This is a genomic window from Halomonas sp. V046 (assembly GCF_052645355.1).
On record NZ_JBQXYF010000003.1, the window covers coordinates 78,645 to 94,419 of the forward strand.

The following is a 15,775-nucleotide window of genomic DNA, read 5'->3' on the forward strand; positions in this document are numbered from 1 at the left end:
AGTCTATAAGGTCTAGATGCAACGAGACCGCCCGTAGGCGGTCCAGAAGGGGCGAAACCTAGTTCGCGGTCATGATCTGCAGTCGGCTGCCGACACGCTCGGCACGATCGGACAGCTCACCGATCCACTCGATGATCTTGTACAGGAACATCACGTCGACCGGCGGCAGGCTGGCCTCGAGGGCAAACAGCTGGCGACGGATGGCGATCTGCTGCTCATCGGCACGGTTCTCCAGGTCATGAAGATCGCGGATGAGCTTCTGCATCAGCTCGGTCACATTGCGCCCAAAGCCTGATTCGAGCAGGTCCTTGAGCTCGCCAAGGGCCTGACGCGCCTGGGCGACGCAGGCGACCGCGGTCTGAATGTAATCGCGCATGGGCGCGGCAAGCTCGGGCGGCACCTGCATCTGGCGCCCCAACATGATCCCGGTGATGTCCCGGGTCTTGTTGGCGATCTTGTCCTGCACGCTGACCAGGTCCAGCAGGTCGGAGCGTGATACCGGCAGGAACAGCGTATTGGGCAGATTCAGACGCAACTCGGTCTTGAGTTCGTCGGCATCATGCTCAAGGCGCGTGATGGTCTCTCGATGGTTCGCGGCAGACTCCCAGTCGCCTTCGAGGGTCGCCTCGAAGAACGGCAGTAGTGCAGCAGAGCAATCATGAGCTTTTTCGATGTGCGCCAGCAGTGGCTGGAACGGCGAACGGCCGAACATCGAGGAAAACGGATTTGATGTCACCATGGGTGGTCACGGACACTAGGAAATGGCGGCGTCAGTATAGTGATCTGCCTGTGCCACGTCATGAAAAAATTTCTGTCATGTTCCGCTATTCTCAACCGACCTTGACGCTACTCACGAGGCCTTGATGAGCCACGAAATCGAACTCAAGCTGGCCCTGGCGCCGTCGGGGCCCGAGGCACTGCGCCACCACCCCCGCCTGTCCGGGCTCCGCGCCCACCGGCGCCCCCTGAGCAATACCTACTTCGATACGCCGCAAGGCGACCTCGAAGGGGCACGCATGGCCCTGCGCCTTCGACGCATCGGCGACGACTGGTACCAGACCCTGAAGACCAGCGGCCAGGGCGGTGGCGGGCTCTCGACGCGTGGCGAATGGGAGTGGCCGGTGGCTGACGCGCGACTGGACCTGGCCGGACTCGCCGAATTGCCCCCCCTCCAGTCCCTCGGCGCAGGCGTCCTGGAGCGACTGACGCCGCGCTTCACCACCGATTTCGTGCGTGAGACATGGGACCTGGAAGACGCTGGACAACACATCGAACTGGCCCTCGACCAGGGCGAGATCCGGGCCGGCGATGGCCGGGTCGAGATCCGCGAACTGGAACTCGAGCTCAAGAGCGGCAATAGCCAACGCCTGCTCGACCTGGCCGAAGGGTTCAGCGAGAGCGTGGCCTTGCGCCCGTCGGACACCAGCAAGGCGGCCCGGGGAGCGGCCCTGCTGGCGGGGGACTGGCGTCTCCCTGCCGGCAACACCCCCGCCGAGCTCATGCATCGCGCCAATGTCGCCCTCGATGCCCTCGGCGACAACCCCCGCCCGGCCTGGCGCCAGGCGGCCATCGACGCGCTTGCGCGCCTGCGCGAGACGGCCGGCGAGGCGCCTGGCGTCGGCGACGACTGCCGCGAACTGATCGAGCGTTTATCCAACGCTTGCCACGACGACTGGCTGACGCCGACGTTCGGCGCCATCCTGTTACGGCTGGCCCGACGACTCCCCGACAGCGTCGACTTCCGTTGATTGCCGACCCCCGGCCGCGGCGACCAGGCCCGAGGCCGGATGGTCGCCTCACTGACCGATAAGGAATCCCCCGTGATCAACGGCCACAAGCCCGCTGCCGACGGCGTCAAGACCCGTATCTTCCAGATCATCTTCGAGTCCGATACGCGACTCGCCAAGGGCTTCGACATCGCCTTGATCACGGCCATCATGGTCAGCGTGCTGATCGTGGTCCTGGAGAGCGTCGATAGCCTGCGCACCGAGTATGGCTCGCTGTTTCGACAGCTGGAATGGTTCTTCACCATCCTGTTCACCGTCGAATTGATGCTGCGCCTGTACTGCCTTGAGCGCCCGATGAACTACCTGAAGAGCTTCTATGGCACCGTCGACGTGATCGCGATTCTGCCGAGCTGGTTCGCCCTGCTGGTGCCCGGCGCCCAGTCGCTGATCGTGATCCGTCTGCTCAGGAGCCTGCGGATCTTCCGCGTGCTCAGGCTGATGGAATTCGTCGGTGAAGGGCGGCTGCTGATCGACGCCCTGAGGCGCAGCGGCCACCAGATCTTCCTGTTTCTGTTCACCGTGTTCATGCTGGTGACCATCTTCGCCTCGCTGATCTACCTGATCGAGCCCCGGGAGGCCGGCTTCACCAGCATTCCGGTGGCGATCTACTGGGCGGTGGTCACCCTGACCACGGTGGGCTACGGCGATATCTCCCCGGTTACGCCTCTTGGCCAGGCCATCAGCGTGGTGGTGATGCTGATCGGCTACTCGATCATCGCCGTGCCCACCGGGGTCTTCTCCGCCGAGGTGATTCGCTCGATTCGCTCCGACCGTTACTCCGACGAAGCCTGTCCTGGCTGCGGCCACGACCATCACGAGCAGAGTGCCAAGTACTGCCTGCGCTGCGGCACCTGGCTTAACGAGGACACCCCGGACCCCAACGCTCCACAGGAACCGGAACCCGACGATGAGGGTGGCGAGGACGAGGACGGCGATGAAGCCGCCAAGGGCGACACCGGCAGCCCCCCCGACGGCGACGATGACGGCGGAACATCATCGACGACGCAGGACGGTGCTTCCCGCACGGCCCCACGCGGCGGCCCCTCGGTCTGATTCGTCCGGGGTCCGCCGCAGGGCGACGCCGGCGGCGAGGCGGCGAGGCGGCGAGGCGGCAAGGCGGCAAGGCGGCAAGGCGGCAAGGCGACGCGAAAACGCCCGGACCTGGAGGCCGGGCGTTTTAAGGTGTGGCGTCTGCGTGGCACCCTCACCCCACCGGTGAGCTCGGCCAACGGCGAATCGCCCCCTTCGTTAAACACGACAGGCGGGCACGACGGTCAGACACGACTGGGAGGCACGACAGTCAGACACGACAGCCGGCCACGCCGCGTGGAAAGGGACGCCGTAAGCAGAGGCCTACTCGAGAAATGGCGTCACATCGCCCCGCCCCTCACGTACGATCTTTGCCGGTAACTCGCGCAGGTCGATCACGCTGGTGGCCTCGAGGTGGCAGGCGCCGCCATCGATCACCGCATCCAGGTGGGCGCCGAAACGATCACGAATCTCCTCCGCGTCGGTCATCGGCAGCTCCTCCCCGACCGGAATCAGCGTCACGCTCATCAGCGGCTCCCCGTAGGCCGCCAGCAGCGCTCGGGTGATGGCGTGATCCGGCACGCGCACGCCGATCGAACGGCGCTTGGGGTGCAACAGCAGCCTCGGCACCTCGGTGGTGGCCGTGAGGATGAACGTATAGGCCCCCGGCGTATGGGCCTTGAGCAGACGAAACACGGCGTTATCGACCTTGGCGTAGGTACCGATCTCCGACAGATCCGAACACACCAGGGTGAAGTTGTGCTTGTCGTCCAGTGAGCGCAGCCACTTGATCTTCTCGATGGCCTTCTTGTCGCCCAGGTGGCAGCCCAACGCGTAACCGGAATCGGTGGGGTAGGCGATCACGCCGCCCTGGCGGATGATCTCGACGGCGCGATCGATCAGGCGCTTCTGGGGATTATCCGGGTGAATCTGAAAGAACTGGGTCATAACGCCTCCCTGGCGATTCGTTAGGGCTGTCTTGAACGTAGCGCCGGCCTCAGGCCATTGCCACCGCCGCCTCGCGCCACGACGCCAGGCGTGAATGCGTCCACACGGGGGCCACCGCCGTGCGCGGCACCACGCTCATCGACCCCGGTGCCAGGTGACCGCCGGGGAAGTGAAAATCGCTGCCAAGCGAGGCCAGCAGGCCACGCTCATCGAGCTGACGAGCCAGGTCCCGGGTCACATCGCCATTCTGGAAGCCACTGACGATTTCCGCCGCCTGGCCGCCGGCGGCGCAGAAGTCGTCCAGCAGCAGGCCACGCTTGCGCCGGGTCAGCCCGTAGCGCAGCGGGTGGGCCAGCACCGCGACGCCACCGGCATCGAGCACCCACTGCACCACCTCGGACAGGTAGGGCCAATGGGACTTCACATCGCCGATCTTGCCGTTGCCGAGGTACTTGGCGAAGGCGGTGGACAGATCCGGTACCATGCCCTCCGCCACCATGACGTGGGCGAAGTCCGGGCGGCCCAAGGCACGCTGGCCACCGGTACGTGCCTGAGCCTTGGCCAGGGCGTCCGTCAGCCCGACCTTCTCCAGTCGCTTGGCGATGGCCTCCGCCCGGGCATCGCGGGCCCGGCCCTGGGATTCCAGCCCCGCCACCAGCGTCCCCTGGGCGCCGTGCGGCAAGAGCCCGACCACATGGATATTGAGACCACGCCACTGGGACGACAGCTCGGTGGCGGCCAGCACCGCGATGCCCTGTCGTGCGCCGGCACGCTGGGCCTCGGCTACCCCATCGAGGGTATCGTGATCGGTCAGCGCCATATGGCTGAGCCCTCGCTCGGCGCACAACGCCAGCAGGGCGTGCGGCTCCAGCGCCCCGTCGGAGGCCGTGGAGTGCATGTGCAGGTCGATCGTCAGGGCATCGCCGACGAAGGCATCGGGCAGCGCCGATGAAGGCGATGCGGCGACAGCCGTCGTGGACGATTCAAGCGGGAATGTAGGCATTGGCATGACGCCGGCAGGCGACTTTGTCAGAATATGGGCACCATGGTGCTCGCACCGTCGCCGGCGGTCAATCCAGCGGCCCCGGCGAGCGCCTTGCAGCCACCGTCTGACGTCGACGATTCACCCCGGTGAGCGTCGCCCCTACTCGTCGAGGAACAGAAGATGCTCTACGCGATCATCAGTGAAGATGTGGATAATAGCCTGGAGAAACGCCTGGCCGCACGCCCGGATCACCTGACTCGGGTCGAGGCCCTGCGCGACGAAGGCCGCCTGGTGCTGGCCGGCCCTCACCCGGCCATCGACAGCGAGAACCCGGGCGAGGCGGGCTTCAGCGGCAGCCTGATCGTCGCCGAGTTCGGCGACCTCGATAGCGCCCAGGCCTGGGCCGATGCCGACCCCTACGTCATCGCCGGCGTCTATGCCCGCGTCAGCGTCAAGCCGTTCAAGAAAGTGCTGCCCTGACCCGCGCCGGGGCGGCGGCGCCCGCCGCCCCGACCGCCCGCGTCGGCGGCAGAGGCCGCGTCGAGAGCGATCGGCGCGAGCGGCTCCCGAACACGCCGGATCAGGCACCAACGCCGTGACCGGCGCAGCAACACGACCCACAGGTTATCCACCGCATATTCATCCACAGCGGCTTACCCACAGTGACTGTGGAAAAGTCTGTTGAAACGCCGCGGACGCATTGGTGTAACCCGCTGGCCACGGCACTGACAGCCCAGCGGTCATTGTTTGACCACCTCCTACCCGCAGCCAGGATTCGATGACGTGACCACCGCTCCCGACGGTCTCCCTCCGCTTCGTGCCGCCGATACCGCCGCCCTCGATTGGCGCGCCGATGACAGCGGCGAGGCCAGCCCCTATTCCCAGGCCTTCGATGACGTCTACTTCAGTCGCCACGATGGGCGCGCCGAGACCGAGCACGTCTTCATCGACGCCAACCGCCTGCCGGAACGCTTCGCCGCCTGGCACAAGCCACGCCCCTTCGTCATCATCGAGACGGGCTTCGGCACCGGGCTCAACATGCTCTGCGCCTGGCACGCCTTCGAGTGCCATGCCCGCGCCGATGCTCGCCTGCACCTGGTGTCCACCGAGCGCTTTCCGATGGAGCGCGAGGACCTCGCCCGCGCCCTGGCCAACTGGCCGGATCTGGCCGCCAAGGCCGCGCGTCTGCTGGACCAGTGGCCGGCCGCCGTGACCGGGGTGCACCGCCTGCACCTCGCTCCGCAAGTGACGCTGGATATGCATATCGGCGACAGCGTCGAGCGCCTGGCCCTGCTCGATGGGTACGCCGATGCCTGGTTCCTCGATGGCTTCGCGCCGTCGAAGAACCCGGAGATGTGGCGCTCCGAGCTGTATCAGCAGATGGCGGCACGCTCGCGGCCCGGCGCGACCTTCGCCACCTTCACCTGCGCCGGTGTGGTCAAGCGCGGCCTCAAGGCCGCGGGCTTTGCCTGGCGCAAGGTGCCGGGCTTCGGGCGCAAGCGTGAAATGCTCGCCGGTGAGATCGCGACGCCCACGCCGGATGAACGGCGCAAGTCCACCCCCTGGTTCCTCCCGCCGGCCCCTCGCCAGGCTCGCCATGTCGCGGTGATAGGCGCCGGCATCGCCGGCACCAGCGCCGCCCAGGCCTTGGCCCGGCGCGGTATCCGGGTCACCCTGGTCGAGCGCGACGGCCCCGCGGCCGGCGGCTCGGGCAACGAGCAAGGAGCGCTCTACGTCAAGCTGGCCGCCGACACCAACCACCAGAGCCGGGTCTATCTCGCTGGGTTGCTCTATAGTCATCGCTGGCTCACCCAACTCGATAGCCAGCACCGCCTGTGGTCGCCGGTCGGCGTGCTTCAGCTCGCACCGCACCAGCGCGAGGCCCGCCGCCAGGCGCGCTTCTTGGACCATCATTGCCTGCCCGCCGAGGTCGTGCGTGGCGTCGATACCGACGAGGCCTCGCGCCTGGCGGGACTGCCCCTCCCCTACGGGGGCCTTGCCTACGCTCAAGCCGGTTGGGCACGGCCCAAGGCGCTGTGCGAGTATCTTGCGAACCTGCCGGGTATCACCCTGCGCCGCGGCGACGTGCAAACGCTGGAACCTCATGACGCGGGGGGCTGGCGCCTCGGCCTCGATGACGCCAGCGAGATAGTGGCCGACCAGGTGATCATCGCCACCGCCACCGCCGCGGCCTCGCTGTCTCAGGCCCAGGGCCTGCCGCTACAGCCGGTCCGTGGCCAGGTCAGTCGTCTGCGCCTGGCCAGCACGGCTCCACGCCCCGCCCAGGTGGTCTGCGCCGGCGGCTACGTAGCACCGCCCCTGAACGGCTGGCTGACCTTCGGTGCTACCTTCGTGCCCAACGACGACGCCGGCGAGATCCGCCAGGCCGATCACCGGGCCAATATCGAGGAGCTTGAGCGCACCCTGCCGGGCTATGCGGCGAGCCTTGCTGGCCACGGGCAGCCGCTGAGCGCAGAGACCCTGGAGGGCCGTGCCGCGATACGCGCCGCCAGCCCGGACAAGACCCCCTACGCCGGCCCCCTGCCCGATCAGGCCGCCTGGCACGAGGACTACGCGGCACTGGCCAAGGACGCGACCCGCGTTCCCGCGATCGCGGGACGCCACCACCCGGGGCTGTGGATCAGCGCCGCCCACGGCTCCAGGGGCCTGGCCAGCGCACCACTCTGCGCCGAGCTTCTCGCCTCACGCATCTGCGACGAACCGTTGCCCCTGGAAGCCCCATTGGCGGATCACCTGCACCCCGGACGGCGCGTGATCCGGGGAATCGTTCGCGGCGAGCGATAGACGCCTGCGCCACGCGTACAGCCTGAAGAAGACGCCAACGACAACGCCCCCGACCGAGTGGTCGAGGGCGTTGTCGTTGGCGTGGAGGAGGCTTCCGGCGTCATGCTTGGCGCCGTGCTACCCCTCCTCCTCGTCATCGGCCAGATCGCGGCCGAAGGCTCGCCATTGGGCCAGCGTCATCACCTCGGTGCTTTCGGTCTGCAAATCGTGGGCGATGATCAGTTCGCTGCGCTCGAGCTGGGATTTGAGCTCCCCGACCCAACCGTGCATGCCCTCGCCCGTATCGCTGGTGTCGTAACCCTGGCGGGTGACGAAGGCTTCCAGCAGCGCCTCGAGGGTCTGTGCTGGCAGCATGCGGTAGGGCACTTCGACGAAACGACTCATGCGTCCTCCTCGGCGTCTTGTGGCTGGTCGGGGGTGTCTGCCGGCAGGGCCTCCCACTCGGCCAGGCGCTGGACAAAGCCGGCCTCGTCGAGCACCGGGACACCGGCCTGCTCGGCCTTGGCCAGCTTGCTGCCAGCGCCGGGCCCCGCGACCAGGCAGGCGGTCTTCTTCGACACACTACCGGCGACCTTGGCGCCGAGGGCCTGCAGGCGCGCCTTGCCTTGATCTCGGGTCATGCTCTCCAGCGTCCCGGTCAGTACCCAGGTCTGCCCCTCGAGCGGCGTGGCACGGGCCTCGACCTTGGCTTCGTCCCAGCGCAGGCCGGCGTCGATCAGTGCGTGTATGGTCTCGACATTGTGCGCTTGCTTGAAAAAGGTCTCCAGGTGAGCGGCGACGATCGGCCCGACGTCATCGACCGCCTCGAGGGCCTCTCGCTCGGCGCTCATCAGCGCCTCCAGGGTACCGAAGTGGCGGGCAAGATTCGCCGCGGTGGCCTCGCCGACCTCGCGAATGCCGAGGGCGAAGATGAACCGCCCAAGGGTGGTGTGGCGTGCCTTGTCGAGAGACGCCACCAGATTGGCCGCGGACTTCTCGGCCATCCTCGGCAGCCCGGCCAGGGTCTCGGCATCAAGGTGAAACAAGTCCGCCGGCGACTTGACCAGCTCACGCTCGACGAGAGCATCGATCAGTTTGACGCCGAGCCCATCGACGTCCAGCGCCCGGCGCGAGGAGAAATGCTTGAGCGCTTCCTTGCGCTGGGCGCTGCAGAAGAGCCCGCCCGAACAGCGCGCCTTGGCCTCGCCTACCAGACGCTCGATCTCGGAGTCGCACACCGGGCAGCGCTCGGGGAAGACGATCTCACGCGCATCCTCCGGGCGATCCTCTTCTATCACCCGGACCACCTGGGGAATCACGTCGCCGGCACGCCGGATCGCGACCCGGTCACCGATCTTGACCCCGAGCCGCGCGATCTCATCGGCATTATGCAGCGTCGCGTTGGACACCGTGACGCCGGCGACGCTGACGGGCGCAAGGCGTGCCACCGGCGTGATCGCCCCGGTGCGCCCGACCTGGAACTCGACGTCGTTGAGACGCGTGGTCTGCTCCTGGGCCGGGAACTTGAAGGCGATCGCCCAACGCGGCGCCCGGGCGACAAAGCCCAGCTCACGCTGCTGGCGTAGATCATCGACCTTGATCACCGCCCCGTCGATGTCGTAGCCAAGGCCATCACGCCGCTCCCCGAGCCGGCGGCAGTAATCGATAACGCCCCCGGCGCCGGTCACCACTTCCAGTTCGCGACTGACCGGAACCCCCAACGCCACCATCCGGCGCATCAGCTCGCTGTGGCTAGCCTCGCCGCCATCGGGCTCCAGGCGGGCGACCTGGTAGCCGGAAAATTCCAGCGGCCGCGTCGCGGTCACGCGAGGGTCGAGCTGGCGCAGGCTGCCGGCGGCGGCATTGCGCGGATTGGCAAAGACCTTGGTGTCCTGCTCCCGGGCCCGCTCGTTCATGGCCTCGAAGCCCTGGTGGCTCATGATCACCTCACCGCGCACCTCGACGAGTGCGGGAGGCGCCGCGGCTTCTGGCTCGCTGCGCAGCGTCAGTGGGATCGAGCGCAGGGTCCTCAAGTTCGACAGAATGCCCTCGCCGGTACGGCCATCGCCGCGGGTGGCTCCGCTGACCAAGCGCCCCTGCTCGTAGACCAGCGACACCGCGGCGCCATCGAGCTTGGGCTCGCAGCTGAAGACGACCCCGTCGGGGTCGAGCTCCAGGCGCTCCGCGACCCGGGCAACGAACGCCGTCAGCTCATCGTCATCGAAGGCGTTATCCAACGACAGCATCGGCAGCGCGTGGGTGGTCTCGGGAAACCCCTCGGCGGCCTTGGCCCCGACGCGCATGGTCGGCGAGTCCTCGGTGACGAGTTGCGGGTGGGCCTGCTCGATCTGTTGAAGACGGCGCAGCCGGCGGTCGTAATCGGCATCGGTCAGGGTCGGATCGTCGAGCACGTAGTAGCGATGGTTGGCATCGTTCAGTTCGGCGCGAAGCCGGGCGACTTCGTCCGTGAGGCAGGCATCGACAGGGGTCATGACAGGTCCGAAATAGAAGCAGAAAGGCAAAAGTTCATGGCCATATTCTACCCGGGTTCGTGGGGTGCGACGACCGCGACTGGGGCATCGGCGTCCCCACAAACGGCGACACCCCCAGGCGAATGCCAGGGGGTGTCGGGTGAGGCCTGCCGTGCGGCGAGTGGGCGATCGACCGAGCCCGGCGCTAGTCAGTTGACCTGATAGCGATGCAGGCGATGACGACGCTCGAACTCCTGGACCCTCTGGCGCGCGAACTCGACGGTCTGGGCGGTCATGACGCTGCGGTTCTCGTCTTTCAACTCGCCGCCCATGTGACGCACGATCACCATGGCGGTCTCGACCATGGCCTCGAACGCCGCCGAGGTGTCGTCCGCGCTCGGCAGTGGCATCAGCAGGGTGATGCCGGGCGTCGTGAAGTCGTCCATGGCCTCGATGGGGAAGGTGCCTGGCTTGAGCACATTGACCATGGAGAACTGCAGGGCGCTGTCGGCGTCCTCGGTCTCGAAGCGGTGAAAGATGCCCATCTCACGACTGTAACGCAGACCGCAGGCCATCATCAGTTCGAGCAGCGTGGTACCGGGGAAGCCGCCCTCATCGCGTGACATCACGCTGATGACGATGATTTCCTCGGCACCGCTCAGGCTGTCGCGGGCCTTCTCGGCGTTGACGTCATGCCGCAGCGCCTTTTCCAGCACCGGATGCGTGCGAACATTGTCTTCCTGAGCGGGGGCAAATTCCGCGGCCTCATCGTTTCCATCGCCAGCATCGGCATGGCCATCGCCAACGGCATCGCGTTCCTGCTGCTCGCGCAGCTCGGCCAGACGCAGCCGCTCGGCTTCCTTGGCGGCCTCAAGTTCGGCCTCGCGACGCGCCTGGTGCTCGGCTCGCGCTTCGGCCTGGCGCGCGGCTTCCGCCGCCTTTTCGGCCTTGAGCGCTTCGCGACGCTCGCGTTCGAGACGTTTCTGCTCGCGGCGCTCGGCCAGGTTCTTCTGCAGTGAAGCGCCGAAGCGCTGCATGGAAGAGCCAACACGACGGGAACTGGATTTCAGCGAATCACCCATGCCTTCGAAGTCGACCAGACGGTACTGATCTTCATCGAAGTCATCGTGGTCGTCGGGATCGGCGGCCAGCGGCTCGCTCGCCTCGCCCTTGGTGCGGGCGACGGCGACCTCCTCATCGCGACGGGCGCTGATCACCGGCTCACGCCGCCGCTCAGCATCTTGAGGGCTCTCTGTGCGCTCAAGCTCAGGGCTCTCTGTCCGCTCAAGCTGAGGGCTTTCTGTCTGCTCACGCTGAGGGCTCTCTGTGCGCTCAAGCTGAGGGCTCTCTGTCTGCTCACGCTGTGGGCTCTCTGTGCGCTCAAGCTGAGGGCTCTCTGTCTGCTCACGCTGAGGGCTCTCTGTGCGCTCAAGCTCAGGGCTCTCGGTGCCCTCGCGCACCGAGTGCCGGTCCTGGTCAGCCGCCGGTGCGACGTCCGCCGCGGCGCCTTGGCCAGCGTGGTCGCTGTCCGATCCGCTCGCCACCTGGGCATCGCCCCGATGCGGCTCGGCGGCAACGCGAGGCTCAGACGGCGCGGTCGCGGCCGCTTCGGGCCTCGCGCCATCCATACCGGCAGAAGCGTGGTCAGCGGCACGCGGGGCGTCAGACACCGACGTGCCCGCCACCGACGCAGATGCCTCCGTCGTCGCCTTGGCGTGGGAAGCCCGGAATTCGTGCAGCACCCGAGAGGGCCCAGGGTGCTCCTGGCGCTCCAGCTTGGGTTTGGGCTGCACGGAAGAGAAGTCGGCGCGCTTGAGCACCCGAGCCCCTCCATTGGGCAACTCCCAGTTCATTTCGGCCTCGCGGGCCTCCTGTTCGGGGTCCTGGCTATCCTGCTCGCTCAGGTTCTGGGTTGTCCCGAAGACGTCTCCCTCCACCTCATCCAGGCGGGGAGTGCGACGTTGACGCTGCAGGCGACGTACCCCATCGATAACGATGAGTGTCACCAGTGCCAGCCCCAGAATGATCAGCCACTCTCTAAGTTCCATGGGTCGTCATGCCTTTGCTAAGGCGCCATGCCTGATGGTTGTCCGTCAACAGCATAGCGTGATCGCGAAAAAAAAGGCCACTTTTTTTGTTTGTCAAGCGCCGAATTATTACCGGTCATCTCAACAGTGCCCTTTGCATCCGCCCTTCCAAATCCCTCTGCCTACCTTGCCATGCAGTATCGTTATCTTACTTGGTAACCCTTTTAAACGCGCCTTTCAAGCGCATTATGCCTCAGCAAGGGCGGCGGCTTCATCCACGCCGACCGAGACGAGCCGTGATACCCCGGGTTCCTGCATGGTCACCCCCATCAATCGCTCGGACGCTTCCATGGCGATCTTGTTATGGGTGATATAGATGAACTGGACGCTCTCCGACATTTCCTTCACAAGCTTGGCATAGCGTCCCACGTTGGCATCGTCCAAGGGTGCATCAACTTCATCTAGCATACAGAACGGCGCCGGATTTAGCTGAAAGATTGCAAATACCATAGACAACGCCGTCAGGGCTTTTTCTCCCCCGGACAGCAAATGAATGGTGCTGTTCTTCTTGCCGGGGGGTCTGGCCATGATCGCCACGCCGGTCTCCAGCAAATCCTCGCCCGTCAGCGTCAACCATGCGGTTCCACCGCCGAACACTCGGGGAAAAAGCGCCTGCAGGCCGGCGTTGACGCGCTCGAAGGTATCGCGGAACCGGGTGCGTGTCTCCTGGTCAATACGCCGAATCGCCTTGTCCAGGGTCTCGAGTGCCTCGTTGAGCTCGGCCTGCTGCGCCTGGAGATAGTCGCGGCGTTCGGCCTGCTGCTCGTATTCTTCGATGGCGGCCAGGTTGATGGCTCCCAACCGACGGATCTTCTCGCCGAGCTCTTCGAGCCGGGTCTGCCAGGCAGACTCGGTGGCGTTAGGGTCCAACGTCTCGGTCAAGGCCGCGATATCATGCCCCAGTTCCTTGATCTGCTCGTCTTGGGTGTCGGCCTTGAGGGCCAGGGCCTGGACCTGCATGCGCCCCTCCTGGAGCCGCTCGCGCACGCCCTCGAGTTGACGCTCGTGGCCCTGGCGTGCCTGCTCATCGTCGCGCAACCGCTCCACCAGAGCCGCCGCCCGGGCCCGCGCCTGGTTGAGCTCTCGCTCCTCCTTCTCGCGCCGGTAGAGCAGTTCATCGAGGCGCTCGCGGCGCGCCTCATCGGGCTCGTGAAGCCCTTCCCTGGCCTCTTCGAGTTCGGCGATACGCTCGTCGAGACGCGAGCGCGTATCGCCGGCGCGCCCTTGCTGTTCGGCAAGGCCCGCGCGCTCCGTGGTCGCGCGTTGATGCTCCAGGGTCAGTTGCTGGGAGCGCTCGCTCAGTGGCCGCTGCCGGGTGCGTAACGATGCCAGGCGCTCCCGTGCCTCGCCGCGCTGGCGCTCGAGTCGACTGCGCGTCTCGGCGCCGTCGTCGAGCCGTGTCATGGCCGCCTGCCACTGCTCGCGCACTTCCTCGATGGCAAGACGCGTCTGCTCGTCGGCCTCGGCCAGGCCCTCGAGTTCTTCGTGGATCTCGGCGCCGCGGCTCGACAGGTGTTCCAGGCGACTGGCCAGGCCACTGTCCTGTACCGCGAGTTGCTGGTGGGCCTGATCCAGGTCGCGCTCTTCCAGACGCAACCGCTCGAGGTGTTCCTCGGCCTCGTCGACACGCGCCTGGGCGCCGTCGCGCTCGGCGTCCAGGAGCTCGAGGGTCGCCTCGATCTCATCGAGCGATGCCCGGGCCTCGTCGAGGCGCCGACGGCTCACCAGCAGCGCATCGGGCCCTTCGCCATCGCCGCGCTGGCGCACCCAGCCGCGCCCGAGCCACAGGCCATCGGCGGTGATCAGGCTCTCGCCCGCGGCGAGTGTCTCGCGGGCGCTCCAGGCCGCCTCGCGGGAGTCCGCACAGCGAATGCTCGCCAACCAGAAGACCCCCGCAGCGGCGCCCTGGACGCGCTGCGCCAGGCTGCCGGCCGGGGTCTCGACCTCGCCGTCGTCGAGCACAGCGAGCTCCCCCCGAGGGGGCGACACGAGCGCCGCTCTAGCCTTGGAAAGCGGTGCCAGACGCGCCTTGAGCCAAGGCGAGAGCACCCAGGAGACCGTCTCTTCCCAGCCGGCCTCGACGCTGAGTCGCTCGCCCAGTCGAGGGGCACCGTCGAGGCCCTGCTCGGCGAGATGCCGATCGAGTTCGTCGTCGTGATCGGCCAGCGCGGCGTCGATCAGCGCCTCGAGGGAGCCCATCTCACCCTGCAGTACACTGCGCCGAGAGCGTTCGCCTTCCCGGGTGGCATCATGCTCGATCACCGCCTGGCGGCCGCTCTCGCGCTGTCGAGACAGTTGCTCGCGGCTCGCCTGTAGCGCGTCTCGACGCTCGTCACTCTCGGCCAGACGCTCCTTGATCTCGTCACGCTGGGCGCTCAAGTCGGCGATATCGGGAAGTTCCGCGAGCTGCTGGCGACGCTTGCCCTGGTCACCGGCGATGCGCTCCAGCCGGCTCTCGAGCTCGCGCACCTTGTCCTGGGTACGCTCGGCATCGAGGCTATCGGCCCGCCAGCGCTCGTTGAAGGCTTCCCAGTCGGCATCGGCCTCCTCCACGGCGGGTTCGGCGTCTTCCAGCGCCGCCTCGAGCTCTGCCAGTTGTTCGGCCAGCTCTTCCTGCTCCGGCCCTAGGGTCTCGAGGCGCTCGTCGAGTCTGGCCAGGCGCAGGCCATCGTCTTCGCCGAGCCGGGCAAGCTCCTCGAGTTCACGCCGCGCCGCCTCGAGATCACGGGCCAGCTGCTGGTCCCTGGCGCGGGTGTGCTCCAGCTCCTGCTCGAGCCGGGCGATGGCGGTGGTCGTCTCGTAGAAGCGCGCCTGCAGGGTATCGAGCTCCTGGGCCAGGCCATCGTGCTCGGCGCGCGCCTCTTCCAGTCGAGACTCGCACTGGCGCATGCCCAGCACTTCGCGCTCTACCGCGGTCTCGAGCTCACGGACTCGGGACTCCTGCTCATTGTGGCTGGCGCGCAGGGCTCTTCCCCGAAGCAGCGACAGCTCGCCCTTCACGCGGTGCTCTTCCTGCTTGAGGGTCTGGTAGCGCTTGGCTGCCTCGGCCTGGCGACGCAGGCGCTCAAGCTGCTTGTCGAGCTCCTCGCGGATATCGTCCAGGCGATCCAGGTTATCCTGGGTGCGGCGCATGCGGTTCTCGGTCTCGCGGCGGCGCTCCTTGTACTTGGAGATGCCGGCGGCCTCTTCGAGGGTCGAGCGCAACTCTTCGGGCCGAGCCTCGATGAGCCGCGAGATCATGCCCTGACCGATGATGGCGTAGGAACGCGGCCCGAGACCGGTGCCGAGAAACAGATCAGCGATATCGCGTCGGCGGCACTTCTGGCCATTGAAGAAATAGCTGGACTGGGCGTCCCGGGTGACCTGACGCTTGACCGATATCTCGGCGTACTGGGCGTAGACGCCGCCCATGCCGCCATCGCGGTTGTCGAAGATCAGCTCGATGGAGGCCATGCCAACGGGCTTGCGCCCGGTGGAACCGTTGAAGATGACGTCGGTCATCGACTCACCGCGCAGGGTCTTGGCCGAGGACTCGCCCATGACCCAGCGCACCGCATCGATGATGTTGGACTTGCCACAGCCGTTGGGCCCGACGATGGCCGTCATGTTGCCGTCAAACGGCACCGTGACGGGATCGACAAAGGACTTGAATCCGGCCAGGCGGATCGACGTCAAACGCATGAA

At 66.8% G+C, this 15,775-nt stretch carries 11 protein-coding genes; 4 read left to right on the forward strand and 7 right to left on the reverse strand.

Going from position 1 to position 15,775, the window contains the following annotated elements; translation table 11 throughout:
* Positions 1-58: 58 nt before the first annotated feature.
* Complete coding sequence (locus ACUN9Y_RS04750; RefSeq protein WP_445459540.1) at positions 59-739, reverse strand: TIGR00153 family protein; 681 nt, start codon at positions 737-739, stop codon at positions 59-61.
* A gap of 124 nt (positions 740-863) precedes the next feature.
* Between ACUN9Y_RS04750 and ACUN9Y_RS04755 the strand changes: the two genes are divergently transcribed.
* On the forward strand, positions 864-1,748 hold the full coding sequence (locus ACUN9Y_RS04755) for a CYTH domain-containing protein (protein ID WP_445459541.1): 885 nt from the start codon (positions 864-866) through the stop codon (positions 1,746-1,748).
* A gap of 39 nt (positions 1,749-1,787) precedes the next feature.
* Complete coding sequence (locus ACUN9Y_RS04760; protein ID WP_445459542.1) at positions 1,788-2,840, forward strand: ion transporter; 1,053 nt, start codon at positions 1,788-1,790, stop codon at positions 2,838-2,840.
* 300 nt (positions 2,841-3,140) lie between these two features.
* Here ACUN9Y_RS04760 and ACUN9Y_RS04765 read toward each other — a convergent pair whose 3' ends face one another.
* Both ACUN9Y_RS04765 and ACUN9Y_RS04770 read right to left on the reverse strand, forming a co-directional pair.
* Positions 3,141-3,764 carry an L-threonylcarbamoyladenylate synthase gene (locus tag ACUN9Y_RS04765; protein WP_445459543.1) on the reverse strand — a complete coding sequence of 208 codons (624 nt, stop codon included), beginning with the start codon at positions 3,762-3,764 and terminating at the stop codon, positions 3,141-3,143.
* Positions 3,765-3,813: 49 nt separating this feature from the next.
* On the reverse strand, positions 3,814-4,767 hold the full coding sequence (locus tag ACUN9Y_RS04770) for a PHP domain-containing protein (protein ID WP_445459544.1): 954 nt from the start codon (positions 4,765-4,767) through the stop codon (positions 3,814-3,816).
* 162 nt (positions 4,768-4,929) lie between these two features.
* Between ACUN9Y_RS04770 and ACUN9Y_RS04775 the strand changes: the two genes are divergently transcribed.
* Entirely contained in the window at positions 4,930-5,229 is a 300-nt protein-coding gene (locus tag ACUN9Y_RS04775) for a YciI family protein (protein WP_445459545.1), read from the forward strand.
* A 303-nt stretch (positions 5,230-5,532) separates the two neighbouring features.
* Positions 5,533-7,554 carry a bifunctional tRNA (5-methylaminomethyl-2-thiouridine)(34)-methyltransferase MnmD/FAD-dependent 5-carboxymethylaminomethyl-2-thiouridine(34) oxidoreductase MnmC gene (gene mnmC, locus ACUN9Y_RS04780; RefSeq protein ID WP_445459546.1) on the forward strand — a complete coding sequence of 674 codons (2,022 nt, stop codon included), beginning with the start codon at positions 5,533-5,535 and terminating at the stop codon, positions 7,552-7,554.
* Between the two features lie 117 nt (positions 7,555-7,671).
* Here mnmC and ACUN9Y_RS04785 read toward each other — a convergent pair whose 3' ends face one another.
* The 4 genes from ACUN9Y_RS04785 to smc all read right to left on the reverse strand — a co-directional run bounded on the left by ACUN9Y_RS04785 (position 7,672) and on the right by smc (position 15,772).
* A complete protein-coding gene (locus ACUN9Y_RS04785; protein WP_445459547.1) occupies positions 7,672-7,938 on the reverse strand; it encodes a YheU family protein in 267 nt (88 codons plus the stop codon).
* Positions 7,935-10,025 (reverse strand): NAD-dependent DNA ligase LigA, encoded by a 2,091-nt coding sequence (ligA, locus tag ACUN9Y_RS04790; RefSeq protein ID WP_445459548.1) that lies wholly within the window; start codon positions 10,023-10,025, stop codon positions 7,935-7,937. The genes ACUN9Y_RS04785 and ligA overlap by 4 nt, the downstream gene beginning before the upstream one ends.
* Before the next feature lie 188 nt (positions 10,026-10,213).
* Positions 10,214-12,052 (reverse strand): cell division protein ZipA, encoded by a 1,839-nt coding sequence (gene zipA, locus ACUN9Y_RS04795; RefSeq protein WP_445459549.1) that lies wholly within the window; start codon positions 12,050-12,052, stop codon positions 10,214-10,216.
* 225 nt (positions 12,053-12,277) lie between these two features.
* The gene (gene smc, locus ACUN9Y_RS04800) at positions 12,278-15,772 is read right to left on the reverse strand and encodes a chromosome segregation protein SMC (RefSeq protein WP_445459550.1); all 3,495 of its coding nucleotides are present in this window, start codon (positions 15,770-15,772) and stop codon (positions 12,278-12,280) included.
* Positions 15,773-15,775: the final 3 nt, after the last annotated feature.

Coding starts and splice junctions, on each gene's coding strand:
- ACUN9Y_RS04765 (WP_445459543.1), bottom strand. CDS start 3,764: ATGACCCAGTTCTTTCAGATTCACCCGGATAATCCCCAGAAGCGCCTG.
- ACUN9Y_RS04785 (WP_445459547.1), bottom strand. CDS start 7,938: ATGAGTCGTTTCGTCGAAGTGCCCTACCGCATGCTGCCAGCACAGACC.
- zipA (WP_445459549.1), bottom strand. CDS start 12,052: ATGGAACTTAGAGAGTGGCTGATCATTCTGGGGCTGGCACTGGTGACA.
- ACUN9Y_RS04760 (WP_445459542.1), top strand. CDS start 1,788: ATGGTCGCCTCACTGACCGATAAGGAATCCCCCGTGATCAACGGCCAC.
- smc (WP_445459550.1), bottom strand. CDS start 15,772: ATGCGTTTGACGTCGATCCGCCTGGCCGGATTCAAGTCCTTTGTCGAT.
- ACUN9Y_RS04755 (WP_445459541.1), top strand. CDS start 864: ATGAGCCACGAAATCGAACTCAAGCTGGCCCTGGCGCCGTCGGGGCCC.
- ACUN9Y_RS04750 (WP_445459540.1), bottom strand. CDS start 739: ATGGTGACATCAAATCCGTTTTCCTCGATGTTCGGCCGTTCGCCGTTC.
- ACUN9Y_RS04770 (WP_445459544.1), bottom strand. CDS start 4,767: ATGCCTACATTCCCGCTTGAATCGTCCACGACGGCTGTCGCCGCATCG.
- ACUN9Y_RS04775 (WP_445459545.1), top strand. CDS start 4,930: ATGCTCTACGCGATCATCAGTGAAGATGTGGATAATAGCCTGGAGAAA.
- ligA (WP_445459548.1), bottom strand. CDS start 10,025: ATGACCCCTGTCGATGCCTGCCTCACGGACGAAGTCGCCCGGCTTCGC.